This is a genomic window from Pseudanabaena sp. SR411 (genome assembly GCF_002251945.1).
Lineage (GTDB): Bacteria > Cyanobacteriota > Cyanobacteriia > Pseudanabaenales > Pseudanabaenaceae > Pseudanabaena.
On sequence record NZ_NDHW01000245.1, the window covers coordinates 1 to 18,276 of the forward strand.

The 18,276-nt window shown below is 42.9% G+C and carries 14 protein-coding genes; 11 read left to right on the plus strand and 3 right to left on the minus strand.

Translation table 11 applies throughout. From position 1 onward, the window contains the following. The first annotated feature begins 358 nt into the window (after positions 1-358). The 3 genes from B9G53_RS25035 to B9G53_RS25045 are packed head-to-tail and all read left to right on the plus strand — an operon-like array spanning position 359 to position 5,439. A complete protein-coding gene (locus tag B9G53_RS25035) occupies positions 359-2,635 on the plus strand; it encodes a DUF4139 domain-containing protein (protein WP_094536146.1) in 2,277 nt (758 codons plus the stop codon). Positions 2,636-2,638: 3 nt separating this feature from the next. After that, a complete protein-coding gene (locus B9G53_RS25040) occupies positions 2,639-4,207 on the plus strand; it encodes a mucoidy inhibitor MuiA family protein (RefSeq protein WP_094536147.1) in 1,569 nt (522 codons plus the stop codon). Continuing rightward, complete coding sequence (locus tag B9G53_RS25045; RefSeq protein WP_254923809.1) at positions 4,204-5,439, plus strand: PQQ-dependent sugar dehydrogenase; 1,236 nt, start codon at positions 4,204-4,206, stop codon at positions 5,437-5,439. Before B9G53_RS25040 ends, B9G53_RS25045 begins: the two co-directional genes overlap by 4 nt. Before the next feature lie 35 nt (positions 5,440-5,474). Here B9G53_RS25045 and thrS read toward each other — a convergent pair whose 3' ends face one another. Continuing rightward, a complete protein-coding gene (thrS, locus tag B9G53_RS25050; RefSeq protein WP_094536148.1) occupies positions 5,475-7,310 on the minus strand; it encodes a threonine--tRNA ligase in 1,836 nt (611 codons plus the stop codon). 214 nt (positions 7,311-7,524) lie between these two features. On the opposite strand from thrS, the gene B9G53_RS25055 reads away from it, so the two are divergent. From B9G53_RS25055 to B9G53_RS25090, 7 genes are all read left to right on the plus strand, one after another. Further along, positions 7,525-11,172, plus strand: a complete 3,648-nt coding sequence (locus B9G53_RS25055) for an N-6 DNA methylase (protein ID WP_094536149.1) — start codon at positions 7,525-7,527, stop codon at positions 11,170-11,172. Between the two features lie 180 nt (positions 11,173-11,352). Beyond that, positions 11,353-11,730, plus strand: coding sequence for an endonuclease domain-containing protein (locus B9G53_RS25065; RefSeq protein WP_094536151.1), 378 nt, complete (start codon positions 11,353-11,355; stop codon positions 11,728-11,730). A 155-nt stretch (positions 11,731-11,885) separates the two neighbouring features. Continuing rightward, complete coding sequence (locus B9G53_RS25070) at positions 11,886-12,101, plus strand: hypothetical protein (protein WP_254923810.1); 216 nt, start codon at positions 11,886-11,888, stop codon at positions 12,099-12,101. Beyond that, positions 12,098-12,376 carry a type II toxin-antitoxin system RelE/ParE family toxin gene (locus tag B9G53_RS25075; protein WP_094536152.1) on the plus strand — a complete coding sequence of 93 codons (279 nt, stop codon included), beginning with the start codon at positions 12,098-12,100 and terminating at the stop codon, positions 12,374-12,376. Before B9G53_RS25070 ends, B9G53_RS25075 begins: the two co-directional genes overlap by 4 nt. A gap of 262 nt (positions 12,377-12,638) precedes the next feature. Further along, positions 12,639-13,064 (plus strand): cupin domain-containing protein, encoded by a 426-nt coding sequence (locus B9G53_RS25080; protein WP_094536153.1) that lies wholly within the window; start codon positions 12,639-12,641, stop codon positions 13,062-13,064. Positions 13,065-13,071: 7 nt separating this feature from the next. Continuing rightward, positions 13,072-13,710: a pyridoxamine 5'-phosphate oxidase gene (gene pdxH / locus B9G53_RS25085; RefSeq protein ID WP_094536154.1), complete on the plus strand. Its 639-nt coding sequence runs from the start codon at positions 13,072-13,074 to the stop codon at positions 13,708-13,710. Between the two features lie 67 nt (positions 13,711-13,777). Further along, positions 13,778-14,230 (plus strand): hypothetical protein, encoded by a 453-nt coding sequence (locus tag B9G53_RS25090; RefSeq protein ID WP_094536155.1) that lies wholly within the window; start codon positions 13,778-13,780, stop codon positions 14,228-14,230. On the opposite strand, the gene B9G53_RS25095 is transcribed toward B9G53_RS25090, so the two are convergent. Then, positions 14,217-15,263 carry a glucokinase gene (locus tag B9G53_RS25095; protein WP_094536156.1) on the minus strand — a complete coding sequence of 349 codons (1,047 nt, stop codon included), beginning with the start codon at positions 15,261-15,263 and terminating at the stop codon, positions 14,217-14,219. The two genes, B9G53_RS25090 and B9G53_RS25095, sit on opposite strands and share 14 nt — an antisense overlap. Positions 15,264-15,422: 159 nt before the next feature. Then, entirely contained in the window at positions 15,423-16,103 is a 681-nt protein-coding gene (locus tag B9G53_RS25100) for a HEAT repeat domain-containing protein (protein ID WP_094536157.1), read from the minus strand. Positions 16,104-16,552: 449 nt separating this feature from the next. On the opposite strand from B9G53_RS25100, the gene B9G53_RS25105 reads away from it, so the two are divergent. Continuing rightward, positions 16,553-18,166 carry an iron uptake porin gene (locus B9G53_RS25105; RefSeq protein ID WP_094536158.1) on the plus strand — a complete coding sequence of 538 codons (1,614 nt, stop codon included), beginning with the start codon at positions 16,553-16,555 and terminating at the stop codon, positions 18,164-18,166. The last annotated feature ends 110 nt before the right edge of the window (positions 18,167-18,276 follow it).

An 18,276-nucleotide genomic window follows, 5' to 3' on the forward strand; every position in this document is an offset into this window, starting at 1 on the left:
CGGCAGGTCTTTGGTGTTCTCAAGTCTCAGCGTTCTTTCGATCCTAATTTTGTTCAAATTCCCTCTTGACTTTTTGGTGCTTAAGACAGTATCTACAATTCCTACAATTCTATAAATCCTATGCGCTCTGTGCTTTCAGCGATCGCTTGTCTCTGCGTTGTGAGGTTTTGGACAAAGAAAAAGAAACCTATACAAGCCCAGATCCCCAACTTTTTCTCAGCAAGCAAAGACAATTTGCAAATTCACAAAAAAAGTCGGGGATCTAAATCTATGCTTTCACAGATAAGTTGTCCCTAGTTTTTATCCGTATATAATAAATTCAAGAAAACAGGACAAGATTTGTATAAAGCATAAATTTATGTCGATCGCTCAGCTTGCCTCCAAAATCGAAAAAGTTAAAGTTTACTGCGAAGGCTCCACTGTGAGACGTTTGGCAAGTCTGTCAGCGATCGCATGGCAAAATGAAAACGATGAAAATGTTGAAGTGGAAATCGTTGGATTACCACTGGCTCTAGATGATGGAAGTGTCAGGGTAAGGGTAGACAACGGCACAGAGACAGACATCAACATCATGGTTACAGATGTGCGGGTTGGGTTACATGTCCCGCCACCTGTAGAAGTTCCCATATCAGATTTAGAAGCATCCATCCAGTCCGCCAAAGCTGAGGTCGATCGCCTGAATGATTTGATGAATGTAATAGCTCTAGAAATGTCGGCTTTAAACGTGTTGAATGTCCCCGATCGCCCGATTGGGGAAGAAGGCAAAGCGCCACCAACCTCACCGACAGGCGCAAGAATCGCCTTAGCCAACTTCAAGGATGAGCAGAAACAGTTACGCCTTAAAGAAAAGCGAGAACTTGAGAGTCAACTGCGAAAGGCGACCGAACATTTAGCCGATCTCCAGCAACAACAAAACCTTGCCTCTAATGCCAATGTCGCCAAAGAAAATGAATTGCGTAAAACAATCGTGGCGCGTTTGCAAATTCGCGATCGCCAAGCAGCATCTTTACCAACCGATAATCTGCAACTGATTGTGGAATATTTTGTGCAGGGAGCAAAATGGACACCCACCTATGTTTGTCGGCTCAATAGTGCCAACAATACGGCAGCGATCGCCTTGCGTGCCTTGATTTGTCAGCGTACTGGTGAGGACTGGTCGGGTGTACAGATCGAGCTTTCGACGGCTACGCCGATGGGTTGGTGTGAATTGCCAGAGTTGCCTTCCTTACGACTTGGGCGATCGCAAGCATTCGCGTCCAAAAAGGCTTGGCGCAACCCACCCAAAGGAGCAGAGGTTCTGTTTGAAGATTATGATCTTCAGAGACAGATAGCCTATAGCGCCATTAGTACTACTTCAGCTTCGCAAAATTTTCAAATTCCAGCACTAGAACCTTTATCATCAGTAACCCAATCGATTCTGAACCAGAAGATTGAAAATTTAAAAATAGACTCCTTTGCCGATCTTAGCCAAAATCTGCTGGGTCGTGGAGTCAACTCGGTTGAGTTAGCAAGTGAAACCACCTCATTTGACGAACAGAACCAATATTTTGGGGCGATGTCACTAGAAGTTGATGCCGAAGTGGCTGAACTTAGATCCATGTTGCAACCTAATATGAGTAGGAGTATGCCATCTGCCGCTCCCGAAAGAATGGAATCGCAAGTTATGCGGAAGGCTATGGCTCCTCCCCAAAGGTCTATGTCTCTTGATCGCCCATCGGCAGTAATGCAAGAATCCATCTTTGATCCTGTTCAAGAGATTACAAACTATGGACTGATGCGATTGGCTGATCCTAGTAATACCTCACAACGAGGCAAACTCAGTTTGCCCGATGTGCAGACAATTTATTTGGAATCCCTGAAGCGATCGCGGATGACAGTTAATTTTGATCTGGTTACGGTTTTGCAAAATGCGTTAAACCTTGCCGCTTGCTATAGCACTACATTTCCCGCGGGTACTGTAAATGTCCGTCAAATGGCAGGTGCTTTTGACTTTGCCTATCTTGGTAATGGACGAGTCGATATTCCGTCTGATGGACAGTTTCATTCCGTTGCATTACTCGAAGAGAATGCCGAAATTGATATGCGTTATGTAGTTGTTCCCCGTGAAGACACCAATGTTTTTCGGATCGCTCAACTTCGTAATCCACTGCGATCACCATTACTATCAGGCTCTACCGATGTCTATGTGGATGGGGAATATATTCTCTCAACGCGCATTAATACTGTGCCACCCAAGGGACAAATGGAACTAGGTTTAGGCGTAGAGCAATCGATTAAAGTGGCGCGAAATACCTCCTTTAAAGAAGTGCGATCGGGTATGAGTTTGGTAGCCTTTAACGAGCTGCGTCACAATATTCATATTGCGATCGCCAATCGACTAGGACGAGATGCTCGTATCGAAGTGCGCGAACGTGTTCCTGTACCACAGGCTGATGTAAAAGTAGATGTAACCGTTACACAGGTTTCGCCAGCATGGGAAAAGTATGAACAGCAAGAACGTAATGCCATCATCAAAGGCGGCTATCGTTGGCATGTCAACGTTCCCGCAGGTGGAGAAACGGAATTAACCGCCGACTATACGATCAAAACCTTTGTGGACAATGAACTAGTTAACGGCAATCGGAGAGAGGAATAGCCCATGATATCAACCGAAATTCAGCCCCTAGATCTAAATGCTCCTGTGACTAACGTGACATTGCTCGAAGATCGCGCTCAAGTCCAACGGATAGCAAAGGTAAATCTAGCCGCAGGGCTATGGCGAGTGCAGATTGATCGGGTAGCTCCGATTCTTTCCGATAAGTCGCTGCGGGCAGAATTTAGCGATCGCCGATCTGGTGCGCGAGTAAATGATGTACGTGTACGCCGACGCATGTTAATTAAGGAATCCGATCACTCAGGTTTGTTTGAAGAGTTAAAGGCCGAATGGCGATCGCAATTTGATCAATACAATGTCCTCACTGAAGATCGGCAACAACTCGAAGAACAGTTTCAACAAATTGGGCTAATTTTGGGCAAGGCTTTGCAAGAACTACCCATTGATGCGGCTTGGGGACAGGTTGATCCGATGGCATGGCGATCGCAATTACAGCCACTATTTCAAAAAATGCGGGAATCCCGTAGCGAAATTCTCCACACTTACCATGCACAGGCGCAGTTAAAATCGGCGATCGAGCGACTCGTAAGCCGCATCCAAGCTGAAACTAGACCAGATCAGATTTTTATAGCTCATATCGAAGCAGATTTGGCGATCGCGGAAACGGGTGAGTACGAACTAGCCTTTGATTATGTGGTTCCCAATGCATTTTGGCGACCCTATCATCAAGCGCAATTGCAAATGGGAGAGAATTCCCAATTAACTTTCCGTACTGATGGTTGCGTTTGGCAAAACACAGGCGAAGACTGGCTAAATGTCGATTTAGTTTTCTCCACCGCCCGTGCTTCCCTTGGCACTGAGCCACCTTTACTCACCGATGATTGGCTGAATATTCGCGAGAAAGCGAAAAAGATAGCCGTAGAAATGCGCGATCAAACGGTGAAAACCACGGGGCTAGGTGTAGCAACAAGACCAGAGGCGATCGATCTACCAGGGGTAGATGATGGTGGTGAAGTGAGAACAATTCGCGCTCCTAAAAAGGCAAATATTCCCTCCGATGGCAATCCCTATCGTGTGCCATTATTTCAGTTTCAATCCTTAGCCAAAATTGAGCATGTCCTGATTCCAGAAATAGCTTTACAAGTCGTTCTCAAAAGTGAACAAACCAATAATGCGACTTTACCAATTCTGGCTGGCCCCGTTGATCTAGTGCGATCCACTGAATATGTAGGCAGGACGACCATATCCTTCATTGCACCTCAAGAAAGATTTGCCCTCGGTTGGGGAACTGATGCAAATATGCGTGTCCAGCGTACTCAATCACAAAAACGCGAGAAAAATCATCTCACCCAATGGAATACGATTACTAATACGGTTAGTATCTTTCTCTCGAATATTGGTGATGAAGTTAGGAAGATCACGATGACTGAACGGATTCCTGTTTCCGAATTAGAAAAGGTTAAGATTGAGGTAGTTCAGGATGAAACGAGCGATCGCCTTCAACCTGATGTCAATGGCTTTTGTAATTGGGATTTACATATCTCACCCTATTCTCAATCCAAAGTTAACCTAGTTTATAAAATTGCTGCTGCCCCTGATGTAGAAGGTCTATGAATTACCAACCAGAAACAATGAAGACTTTACGCTATCCGTATAGCCTTGTGATCAGCGCGATCGCTCTCACCATAGGAAGTTGTACGATCCCAGAGCCTGACCTCAACCCACCGATCATTGCTCAACCGACAACATCCGTGATCGCCACAAATACCGCGACGAGTAAAAAGCCTACTCCCACTGGTTTTAAAAAAGTTACGGTAGCCCAAAATTTAGAAAACCCTTGGGGGATGGCTTGGCTACCCGATGGCGCAATTCTGATTACCGAGCGCGTTGGTCGCGTCCAAGTCCTGCGAAATGGATCACTAGAACAAATTGCGATCACACCAATTCCAAATCTATTTGTATCTGGGCAAGCGGGTTTGATGGATATCTCACTACATCCCCGCTTTGCCGAAAATAAATTGGTTTACCTTACCTATTCCTCTGGAGACTTCCAAGCTAATCACACCAGTATTTTGAGAGCAAAATTTGATGGTAAAGCTTTGGTTGAACCACAAGTAATTTTTGAGGTCAAACCGTCAAAATCGGGAAATCAGCATTTTGGTTCGCGTATCGTTTGGCTACCCGATGAAACTATGCTGATCGCGATCGGTGATGGTGGCAATCCACCTTTACAACTGAATGGTGAATTGATTCGCAATCAAGCCCAAAAGTTAGACAGTCACCTTGGCAAAGTCCTACGACTCAAGGATGATGGCTCCATTCCCTTAGATAATCCCTTTGTAAAAACAGCAAATGCTAATCCTGCAATTTGGAGTTATGGGCATCGCAATATTCAAGGCTTATTTGCTGATCCTCTATCCAAGCAAGTATGGTCAACGGAGCATGGTGCAAGAGGTGGTGATGAATTAAACCTCATCGAAGCAGGTAAAAACTATGGCTGGCCCGTTGTCAGCTTTAGCCAAGAATATATAGGCGGAAAGGTCTCTGGCGAAACATCTCGTCCTGATATGGTCGATCCCAAATTAGTGTGGACTCCATCGATCGCACCGTCTGGGTTGCTGTTATATCGTGGCGATCGCTTTCCTAATTGGCAAGGCAATCTATTTGCAGGAGCCTTAGTCTCTAGAGAAGTTGTTCGCATTCAAATAGAAGGTAATCAAACAGTGATTCAAGAAAAGATTCCCATCGGTCAAAGGGTGCGTGATGTGCGACAAGGGAAAGATGGATTTATTTATATTCTCACTGACGAGAAAGCAGGGCAACTCATCCGACTAGAACCAATGTAGGTATGTAGCGCTTTGCGCTACATACCTTTTATTAATTAGAACCAAGTGCGATCGCTAATAGCTGCTTGCATCTTACTAATCACTTCATCGACAGAGATTGCACCCAGTTCGCCATGCTTGCGGCTACGGATACTCAAGGTTCCTGCTTCAACCTCTTTAGCCCCAATTACCGCCATCACAGGTACTTTCTCCATCTCAGCTTTGCGGATTTGCTTCGCCATGCGATCGCCACTATGGTCTAGCTGGACGCGCAAACCTGCGGCTTTCATCTTGGTGACGACTTCCTCGGCATATGCAATTTGACCGTCAGATACAGCGATCAAACGAGCCTGCACAGGCGCAAGCCAGAGCGGGAAATCACCTGCATAGTTCTCAATCAAGACACCGATAAATCGCTCGACGGAACCGAAAAGCGCACGGTGAATCATGATTGGCTGATGCCTTGCGCCATCTTCGCCAACATATTCCATTTGGAAGCGATCGGGCAAGTTGAAATCTAGCTGAATCGTGGAACATTGCCAGCGACGACCGATCGCATCTTCGATCTTGATGTCAATTTTTGGCCCATAAAATGCGCCGCCGCCTTCATCGACAACGTAGTTCCAACCCTTATGATTGAGAGCCTGTTTGAGCGCCTCAGTGGACTTTTCCCAGATGGCATCAGAACCAACATATTTTTCGGGACGCGTAGAAAGATTGATTTCGTAATTTTCAAAACCAAAGGTGGAGAGAATTAACTCCGCAAGATTGAGAACACCGATAATTTCCGTCTCAATTTGTTCTTCGGTACAGAAAATATGAGCATCGTCTTGCGTAAAGCCGCGCACCCGCATTAAGCCATGCATGGTTCCAGAGCGCTCATAGCGATAGACTGTGCCAAGCTCAGCATAGCGAATAGGAAACTCTTTGTAAGAATGCAGTGTATCTTTGTAAATCAACACATGGAAAGGACAGTTCATCGGCTTAAGCTGATAAACCTGATGCTCCACTTCCATCGGCTGAAACATACTTTCGCGATAGAAGTCATTATGCCCTGAGATCTTCCACAGATCCAAGTTTGCCATGTGTGGCGTAGTTACCGATTCATAGCCATTTTGGACATGAGTTTCTTTCCAGAAGGTTTCGATGGTATTGCGGATAATCGCGCCCTTGGGATGCCAGAATACCAAACCACCACCAGCATCTTCTTGAATGCTGAATAGTTGCAAATCTTTACCAATGGTGCGGTGATCGCGACGTTTGGCTTCTTCGAGCATGGCATGATACGCCTGAAGTTGTTCAGGGTTTTCCCATGCTGTGCCGTAGATGCGCTGAAGCATCGGATTTTTTTCATCGCCGCGCCAGTATGCTCCTGCAATACTCTCAAGGGCAAAGGCATCGGGATTAATATCGCCAGTAGCATCGAGGTGGGGGCCAGCGCACAAGTCCCACCAAGGTTGTTTTTCAAATTTAGCTGGATCGCCGATAAAATAGCGGCTAATATTCTGTCCTTCGGGAATAGCAGCTAATAACTCAATTTTGTAAGGCTCATTCAGCTTTTCAATTTCCGCAAGCATCTCAGGACGGGGCAACTCCTGACGCACAAGGGGCTGATTCCACTTGATGATTCGCTTCATTTCCTTGGCGATCGCTTTTAAGTCACTAGGCGTAAAGTGTTCTTTGCGATCGAAGTCGTAATAAAAGCCATTTTCAGTTGCAGGGCCGATAGTCACCTTAGCATCGGGGTATAACTTCTGGACTGCCATCGCCATCACATGGGAGCATGTGTGGCGAATCCGCGCTAATTTTTCGGTATCGGCTTGCCGCAGGATATCGCTAGGTTTAATATCACTAGGTTTGCTTTCGCTGGGCTTTACTGCAACTGCATCCATAACTTGATGTCGTGACCTTTATTGATTTACAAGAGTTACAAAAATTTTACTTGGAGTCTACCATCTTAACTTTTTTTGCTGAGTATTGCGATCGCCCCATATACCAGTTTAGAAATTAGCGATCGCACCCCAACCTATATACTTATTTATTTATCGCAATTAGGCTACACTCTATGACAGACAACGATTTTCTAGATGACACCTTTTGCCCCCGATGAACCTATCCGATATTCTGAAAGACTCTGAGTATAAGCTTTCACAGTTTAAGCCTGAAGAGGTGGCTTGGCTTGAGCAGTCTATTTTTTTAAAGGCAAGTACTAAGGGGGATGTGCCTTATATTAGATGTTTGGTGCGGGGTAAGGATATTAAGCTGACTCCTGAAGAGGCGGTAAGACAGCTTTATTTAAAGGTGTTGTGCGATCGCTATCAATATCCAGCTAATCGGATTTTGGTAGAATATGAGGTTTCTTTTGGGCGGGAAAAGAAACGGGCTGATGTGGCGATTATGGATAAAGATCGCCCGAATGTGCCTTACATTATTGTGGAACTGAAGAAGCCCAAACTGAAGGATGGGAAGGATCAGTTACGGTCTTATTGCAATGCGACGGGTTCACCGATTGGGGTTTGGACTAATGGCGATCAGATTTCTTTTTATCAGCGTAAAGATCCGAATTATTTTGAAGATATTACGGATATTCCTAATGTTAATCAGACATTGGCGGATATTCTCAATGAACGGTTTACGCTGGTTGACCTGATTAAAAAAGATAAGCTGGTCACTGAGAAAAAATCTTTAAAAGCGCTAATTCTGGAAATGGAAGATGAAGTCCTTGCGAATGCAGGGGTTGATGTGTTTGAAGAGTTGTTTATGCTGATTTTCACTAAGCTCTATGATGAGTGGGAATCGGGACGGGATGAGAAGCGCAAAAAAACGAGGTTGTTAGAGTTTCGGAATACGGGACAAACTGATACTGAGCTAAAAATTAAGATTCAAGGTTTGTTCGATCGCGCTAAGAAGAAATGGGAAGGCGTATTTAAAGAAAGTGACAAGATCACGCTCAGTTCGGCTCATTTATCGGTGTGCGTATCATCCTTAGAAAATGTGAAGTTGTTTAATTCCAATCTGGATGTGGTTGATGAGGCGTTCGAGTATTTGATTAATCAAAGTAGTAAGGGTGAAAAGGGTCAGTATTTCACACCGCGCTATGTGATTGATATGTGTGTGAAGATGCTAAATCCGCAAGAGGATGAGGCGATTATTGATACGGCGGCGGGTTCTTCTGGTTTTCCTGTGCATACGATTTTTCATGTGTGGCAGCAAATTATTGATGATGAGGGTTTGCAGGTTAGTAATTTGTTTTCGTTGGAAAAGAAACCTGCACGTTGTGAGGATTATGTTAAGGGTAAGGTGTTTGCAATTGATTTTGATGAGAAGGCGGTGCGGGTATCACGGACTTTGAATTTGATCGCTGGTGATGGTGAGACAAATGTTTTGCATTTGAATACGCTGGATTATGAGTCTTGGAAGGAGAGAGCCAAGGAGGATGATTGGGGTGATGTTTATGGAAATGGCTTTAAACGTTTGCGGAGTTTTGCCGATAAGAAAGATGATTTTAAGTCTTTTCAGTTTGACATTGTGATGGCTAATCCGCCGTTTGCAGGGGAGATTAAAGAGTCACGGATCACGTCTAAGTACGATCTGGCGGTTAAGTCCAATGGTAAGCGTCAGGAGAAGATGGGGCGCGATATTTTGTTTATCGAGCGCAATCTGGACTTTTTAAAGGCTGGCGGCAGAATGGCGGTGGTGTTGCCGCAGGGACGATTTAATAATTCTTCGGATAAGTATATTCGTGATTTTATTGCCGATCGCTGTCGGATTTTGGCGGTGGTGGGTTTGCATGGGAATACGTTTAAGCCGCATACGGGGACGAAGACTTCGGTGTTATTTGTGCAGAAGTGGAATGATGATCCGAGGGCTGGCGCTTTGTGTCCGCGTAAAGACGATTACAATATCTTTTTTGCGACGATGCGGAAGGGTGGTAAGGATAATTCGGGGGATAAGGTTTATGTGAAGCGATCGCCTGTTTTGGGGGATGGGAAGAGATCCCCCCTAGCCCCCCTTTTTAAGGGGGGGAAAGAGAAAGAGGTTCTTGAAGTCCCCCTTTTTAAGGGGGATTTAGGGGGATTGGAGTTTTTGCTTGATTCTCATGGTCATTTGATTGTGGATCATGATTTGTTTAATCATGATGGTTTGACTGAAGATGGGATTGCTGAGGTGTTTATTGAGTTTGCGAAGAAGGAGGATTTAAGTTTTTTTGATTTAAGCTCATCTGTTATGCCGTTTGATGCTGAGAAGTATGATCGGTTGATGGATGGGCTAGAAGCAGTTGAAATATCTTTTCAAGATTTTTTGAATAATAACGATGCACTTAGACTTGATAGCGATTATTTTAAAAAGGACTACTTAATCACTGAATCTATCATTAAAAGTAAAAAATATTTCTTGTTGCAGGATCGAATTAATGATGTTAAAAGCTTTGGTGCTTACTCGCTATATAACAGCATTGCATATGTCAGCGAGGGAATCCCATTTTTAAGATGTGTCAATATTAAAAATTCTCAAGTCACATTTTCAGATGTTTTATATATTGATAATACTGCTAATAAGCTTCTGTGGAAGTCAGAGATAAAACCAAGAACGGTTTTACTTACAATGTCAGGAAGTGCTGGAAGTGTTGCTATTGCACAAGAAGATTGGAATTATCCAATCAATTCAAATCAAGATATTGCAAAGATAGATTGTGCAGATCGGATTAATCCTTACTATCTTTATATTTTCTTGACTACAAAACATGGTGCAAATCAAATTCAAAGGCAACTTGTAGGAAGTGTTCAGCAGCATATTTTATTGTGGCAAATACAAAAACTAATGATTCCAGAAACTAGTGATAAATTCCAAATTTATATTGAGAAAGTTGCTAAATTATCAAACACAAAATCTAACGAATCAAAAAATCTCTATCAAGAAGCTGAAGATTTGTTGTTGTCAGAGCTTGGGTTGAAGGACTGGCAGCCGACAGATGAAAATATTGCGGTTAAGAGTTTTTCGGCTTCGTTTGGGACAAGCGATCGGCTTGATGCTGAACACTATCAACCTAAATTTGATCAACTTACTGAAAAGATTAAACAAAAAGTAAAGTTATCACAACTCGGAGAATTACTAACTTGGAATCAACGAGGTAAACAGCCAAGCTACTTTGAAGAAGATCAAAATATATTAGATGGATTGCCAGTTGTTAACTCAAAGCACGTTAGAGAAGGTGAAGTTATCTTAGTTGATAACCGTTATGCAAAATATCAACCTGAAGACAAACCTCTAATTATTCAAACTAATGATGTCTTGATTAATGGTACTGGTGTAGGAACTATTGGGAGATGCGCTCCATATCTACATAAGCAAAATGCTTTACCAGATAATCACGTTACTATTTTAAGAACTAAGGTACTTGATCCAGTTTATTTATCAATTTATATCAATAGTATTGCTGGTCAATATCAAGTTGAGAAATATCTGAAGGGTTCATCAGGACAAACTGAGCTATACCCTAAAGATATAGATAATTTTTGGGTATGGGAAGCTCCAGATAAAATCCAACAAAGAATTAAAAATAAGGTTGAAGAAGCACATCAAAAACGTGAACAATCCAAGCAACTGTTAGAAATTGCTAAAACTGGAGTAGAAAAGGCGATAGAAAAAAATGAAGAAGTAGCAATTGATTGGATCAACCAACAACTAAAAAACTTAGAAATTAAAAATTCTCCCCCCTTTTTAAGGGGGGCTGGGGGGGATCAACCATGCTAAACGAAGCAGACTTTCTTCCATCTCTCCTCCCAAAAACAACCATACATCAACAATATAAGACTGTAAAAATTAATGTGGTGGCTACGTTGCAGGTTATCGATCCCCCCCAGCCCCCCTTAAAAAGGGGGGAGAAGAGGGAAGCCTTAAAAAAGAGGAGAAGAGTTTTAGGGGGATACAACCATGCTAAATGAAACTGACTTTCATCTTCCCTATAATTCCGCCCTAATTTCTAGAGCTAAAGAACTGCGAAAAAACATGACATCCGCAGAAAAAAAACTTTGGCATCAATATTTAAGAACCTTCAAGTTCAAAGTTTATCGACAAAGACCAATTGATTATTTTATTATTGACTTCTATTGTCCTAGTCTCAAACTAGTTATTGAAGTCGATGGCGACAGTCACTATACCGATGAAGGTAAAGACTATGATCAAGAGAGAACTCAACGATTAGAAGGTTATGGGATCAAAGTAATTCGATTTACTAATCAACAAATTTTAGAAGATTTTAAGAGTGTTTGTGAGGAGATAGAGAGGATGATCCCCCCCAGCCCTCCTTAAAAAGGAGGGAGAATCTTCTTCTTCCCCCTTTTTAAGGGGGATTGAGGGGGATCTTTAGCAACTCTCGATCTAGCCAATAACTTGTGTATACGCCGTAGCTAAAAAAGGGCGAGAATTTGGATGAATCAACAATTGAAAATATCAGGAATAAACTTATGATCGGAGATACAACTATGGAAGCCCAAATGCTTAGAGACATTATCAAGCAAAGTGTTCGCGAAGTCTTGAGAGAAGAACGCTTATCTCTTTTTCTTGCCCTAATCCCCCTTGTCAGCGACAAAGAGATCCACGAAATCGAAGCAAAATTTGCCACCCCATCACAATATGCTCCCGAAGAATTTATTGACATGACCGATTGGATCAAATCATGAAAGTTAAATTCAGCAAAAATGCAATCAAATTCTTAAATGCCCTGTCCTCAACAGACCAAGAGCGAATACGGGAAAAGCTGAAAACGCTTGTACTCTCCATTGAAGAAAGTGGTTCAATCCCGTTTCAAGAACTAGACATTAAAAATCTCAAGGGTGAATGGAAAGGCTACCAAAGAATGCGTGTAGGTAAAATGCGAGTTATTTTTTGTGCAAGCGTTGAAGAGTTATTAATTTATGAGATCGACTTTAGAGGAGATATTTACAAGAGAAAATAAAACTTACCTCTAGCTGGCAGTGAAAGCGACAATTTTTGAGAAGCACAGATCTAGCAGAAAATTGATCGCTGAAAAGAATGATTTTGCAAACCTTTAAATCATCGAGCGTAAAATGCTCTTTGCGATCGCATACTGATTTGCAAGAGTTACCAAAAACTTACTTAGGGCTTACTATCCTAACTTTTTTGATGAGTATATGATTAATGATGTAATTAGTACTTGTAGCAAGTACTGCTAAACACAAAAACTATCTCTAATTGCTATGGTTAATTCTGTTTCTGAGCAATTACCTGACCATTCTAGTCAAATCATCACAGTACGTCCTGACAGTGAAACTGCCACATTGCAAAAGCTGCCCTATTTTGTGGGAATTTCTGGGGCTACCGCAGGAGCCAAGGGGATTTCGATGAATTTGGTGGTTATTCCCGCAGGTGGTGCAGCAGAGCCACATTTTCATCGTGACTATGAAACTGCTATTTATTTAGTCAAGGGCAGGGTAGAAACTCGCTATGGTAAAGGACTAAGCCAATCAGTAATTAATGAAGCTGGTGATTTTATCTTCATTCCCGCAGGTGTCCCACATCAACCCCATAATCTAAGTGATACCGAAGCCGCCCATGCGATCGTCTCCCGCAACGATCCTAACGAGCAAGAAAATGTTGTTCTTTACAATCCCAATATTGAGTAGTTAAAAAATGGATATTCATGCATTAAGAGAAGATTATAAACAAGGGGAACTTAGGCGCAAAGATCTTCATGACGATCCCTTTAAGCAATTTGAGAAATGGTTTCAGCAAGCTTGTAATGCTGAATTACTAGAACCAAATGCGATGACCTTATCGACAGTTTCCGAGCAAGGTCAACCATTTATGCGGACAGTATTGCTGAAATATTTTGATAATAATGGATTTGTCTTCTTCACCAACTATGAAAGTCGTAAGGCGCAACAAATTGGGGCGAATCCTAATGTGTCGATCTTATTTACTTGGTTACCGCTTCAGCGACAAGTCCATATTACAGGCACTGCCGAAAAGGTTTCCACAACAGAATCATTGCAATATTTTACCTCTCGCCCCAGAGGTAGTCAGTTAGGAGCTTGGACTTCTCAACAAAGTTCAGTTATTTCTTCCCGACAGCTTCTATTAATGCAATTTGAACAGATTAAGCAAAAGTTTTTGGATGGAGAGATTCCGTTACCTGATTTTTGGGGAGGATATCGGATTGTTCCCACCAGCTTTGAGTTTTGGCAGGGATGCACTAATCGCCTACACGATCGCTTCCTATATACACCACAAGCCGATCAATCATGGCAAATTCAAAGGCTAGCTCCTTAAGTAATATTAAGCGGCGCTTTGCACCGCCCAATTAATGTCTGAAGATTAATTCTGGAGATAAATTATAATGACGGTTAGCATGATCTTATTTATTGGGCTGGCAAGCTTAGGATATCCTCCGTTACGGCTATTGCACCCATTGCATCCATTAGCGATCGCTCAAAATTCACACACTCAAGGCAATGTACCTGAACAGTTTGACCAGCTTCTTAAACGCGATCTCATCACCTATTTTCAGGACATATACAAAGAAGTAGTAACAGTTGAATATGAACTGTTGCGAAAGATACCCACCCAAGTGGGTGTGGCTTTGCCCAAATATTACATCTGGGTAAAAATCTATAGCCAAAAAGTATTACTTGACGAAGGCGCAGTCAAAGTTGCCGCCGTAGAAAAAACTCACTTCACGGTATTGAACTATTTGGCGATCGCTGATTTAAAAAAATCACCAGAGAGAATTAATCAAATATTCCCATTACCCGTAGGCGACAACATCCGATCTCGCCTCAAACAAAACTAGCGGCGTAAAGCATCGCTCCAATTAGTCCCACTTCAGGATTAAGCACGATATGAATCGGAATATCTTCTAAAACTGAGCTAACTCTGCCTTTATTTTTGAGTACTTGCAAAAACGTTCCGTCCTGTAATAAAGGCAATATTTTGGGGGCAATGCCACCCGCAATATATAAGCCCCCATTAGGAATTAATTTCAAAGCTAAATTTCCAACTTCGGCAGCATAAGCCTCTACAAACATTTGCATTGTCTGAGTGGCTAGCTGATCCATATTAGTCTCGCTATTAATTCCACAATTTGTTAATGCAGCATCCGCGATCGCCGCCGCCGCATCTACATTAAGATCTCCAGATTCCCAAAGCCGTACTTTTTCAGCGATCTCATCTGATTCAGGCACAAATTGGCGATCGCGTAAAAACTGATAAATCGCCACAATTCCCGTCCCTGAAGCCACACGCTCTACCGATACGCGATCATGATGCTTGAGCAAATATTGCAATAATTCAATTTCTAGCGCATTCCTTGGGGCAAAATCGGTATGTCCACCTTCAGTGGGATACACCTCATAGCGATCGCCATTCCATCCTAAATATGCCTCGCCCAAACCTGTTCCTGCACCAATTACCCCTATCGGCGATCGCTCTTTTACATTCCCATCTTGCAAAGTATATAGATCATGGGGTTGCAATCCCAATAACCCATAGCCAACTGCCACAAAGTCATTAATTAAACTTACTCTGTCAATCTTGAGTTCCTCAGCAAGGCGATCGCTATCAAAGAACCAACCAAGGTTAGTTAATTGCGATCGGCGATCGTGGACGGGACCCGCAATCCCAAAACAAGCTGCTGTTAGCTCTAGCCCTTCACCCAAATTTATTTTGGCAGTTTCTACAAATTCGCGTAAAACATCTGAGAAATTAGCATAGCTAGCGCCAGCAAAGCGTTGTTCGTATAAAACTCTAAATCCATCAGCATTTTTTTCAGCAACCCGCAAAAGGGTTTTTGTACCGCCAATATCTCCAGCCAAAATTATCGCCATTGCTTATTATTTCCTTGCCTAATCATCTGAGGGTTCTGCGATTTAATTTCAAAGAACCAGATTTTTTGTAGCGCGGCATTGCCGCGCTACAAAAAATCTGTTCTTTATTTTACGGCTCGGCTCTAAAGCAATAAATTAACCTGCTTTACAGATTCTGTACTAATTGGTCGCCAACTGAGCGATCGCATATTGAGCCGCCGCCGCTACCTGTGGATGGGCATCTTTAACGAGATAATTCAGAGCCGATAAACTCTTATCACAGTTAAGATGTCCTAAAGCTTCAGCCAAACGCTGTCTGGTTAGCCAATCATCAGACTGGGCAAATCGCAAAATTTGATCGACACAGCGCAAATCGCCTACTTCACCCAAAGCGGCGATCGCGGCTTGGTGCAACATCGTTTCAGGGCTTTCTAAAGCTTGCATTAGAGCATCATAGGCGCGTACATCCCCCAAATTCCCCAACGATACTGCCGCACTAAAACGGACTAACCACTCAGTATCCTCATAAAAAGCCCTTAGTAACGGCTCAACAGCACGATTATCTTGTAAATAACCCATGGCTCCTGCCGCATCAGCGCGAATCCCATAGTCATTCTCGGTTTCTAAAATTCTTGCCAACACTGGAAAGCAGTCTTCAGTATGCTTTAAACCTAATGCAAATACCGCCATTGAGCGAATCTGTAAATTTTCATCATCGATTACCTTCAAAATCAAAGGTACGGCTTCATCGGGCGACAAATCTCGCAAAGAGACCAAAGCACGGAGGCGATCTCGAGAGTTTTCACTATCTAGCTGTTGAGCAATATTACTGAATTCTGGGTTTTGACTAGTAAAAGACATAAAAAGCACATGTTAAAATTCTAAGTATAGCGATCGCCCAATTAATCAAAACAAATTAGCAAGATAAAGGTCAGGGATTTACATTAGTTAAGTCTCATAAATTTGGTTCTGACAACGAAAAGCTTTGCTAATCCTAACTTTTAGAGAGGTTCTGAAATTGGCAAAATCCCCCAAAGCTTCATGAGTAAAAGCGTACTGGCAAGATAACCCGATCGGATGACAAAATATTCAAACTAGGTATGCTATGATACATTCAAGTTAATATCTTATGTAGTTAATCTAGCAGTATCTAAGGACAATAGGCTGTTATTTTGAGTAAGATTACTCCTAATAGCTATGTCAGAGTTGTATAGACATATAATCGATAGCGTAAGGGTCGAAAAATTCTAGACTGAACTACATACGTCAAACACACAAACTTAAAATTTACTCTCGTGAGGAGTGGAATAATGAAAAAAGTATCTTTGAATCTAGCTGGCAGCCTAAGTCTCTTAGGTGTTATTGGTGCAGTCGCCGCAACCCCTGCATTTGCAGAAACCACTACAAGCGTTTCTCAAGTTAGCCAAGCTATGAGCAGCGATCCAGTTGCTCAAAATGTAACTTCAGTATCTCAACTTAGCGATGTTCGCCCTACTGATTGGGCTTTCACCGCATTACAGTCTTTAGTAGAGCGTTACGGTTGTATCGCTGGATATCCTGACAGCACTTTCCGTGGCAGACAAGCAACCAGCCGCTACGAATTTGCAGCAGGTTTGAATGCTTGTTTGGACAAAATCAACGAAATTATTTCTGCTGGTTTAGCTGACAAGGTTAGCAAAGAAGACCTCGCGACCTTGCAAAGACTTCAAGAAGAGTTTGCTGCTGAACTTGCAACTCTTCGTGGTCGTGTAGATGCTCTTGATGCCAAAGTTGCTAAGCTCGAAGCTCAACAATTCTCCACCACCACCAAGCTTTCTGGCGAAGCAATCATGTCCGTACAGGGTGCTAGTGGTAATGCACTTGCTCCAACCAGCACTAACGTTTTTGTGTCTAGCCGAGTTCGTCTAGACCTTAACACTAGCTTTACAGGCAGCGACCTGTTGAAAACTAGACTAGAAGTTGGTAATGCTAGCACCAGTATTCCTACAGCATTCAACGCTGGTACAACCACTGGAACTACAGGCGTTGGTAGCAATATTGGCTTCCAGACCTATGGTCAAGACTACACAGGGCTTGGTACAAACTTTGTACTTGGTAAGTTGCGTTATGACTTGAACCTTGGTGATGCTCGTGTATCGATCGGACCTGTAATGCACGCCTATGACCACATCGACACCAACAGCTATGCAAACAATGAAGCTGTTGACTTCGCATCTACCTTCTTTATCAATAACCCTCTGATGGTTTTGGTAAATGGTCAAACTGGTGGAGCAGGTGCTGCATTTGATTGGAATGTTGGCAAGAGTGCTTTCAGTATTCGTGGTCTTTACTTGGCAGGTAACGCTAGTCAGCCCACTCCAGCAGCTGGTGTCAACCAAGGTCTATTCGGTGATGCTTACCAAGCAAGTGCTGAGTTAGAGTTTGCTCCTAAAACCACTGATGGTGACAAGCCTCTTGCAATCAAGCTTCAGTACACCAACGGTGCTGTAAACAATACCAACATTAATGCTGGTGGTGTCAACGTTGAGTGGAAGTTTGCTAAGGGCATTGCTATTTTTGGTCGCTACGGCTTTGGTACTCTTGACAATCGTGGCGTTCCTGCTACTACTGCTGCTTACACATCTGGGTTGTTCCGTAATGGTAATACAACTACCGCAGGCAATTTGAGTCCTCAAACTTGGATGGCTGGGTTTGCATTCCCTGATTTGTTTAAGGAAGGAGCTTTGGCAGCAGTTGCTGTTGGTCAGCCTTTTATCGACCAAAGTGTTGGCAATGCAACTCAAACCAACTTGGAATTGTTCTACAACTTCCCAGTCACCAACAACATCCGCATTACTCCTGATGTTCAGTTCATCTTCAATCCTAACAATACATCTGGAAGCACTATCTTCGTTGGTACTTTGAGAACTGTATTCTCGTTCTAGACTCATAAAAAAGAGGTGTTGCAAAGCAACACCTCTTAAAAAATAAGGCTAGCGCATTGCGCTAGCCTTATTTTTTTATTTGTTTTGATGTCGGGGTAGCGCCCCTGTGC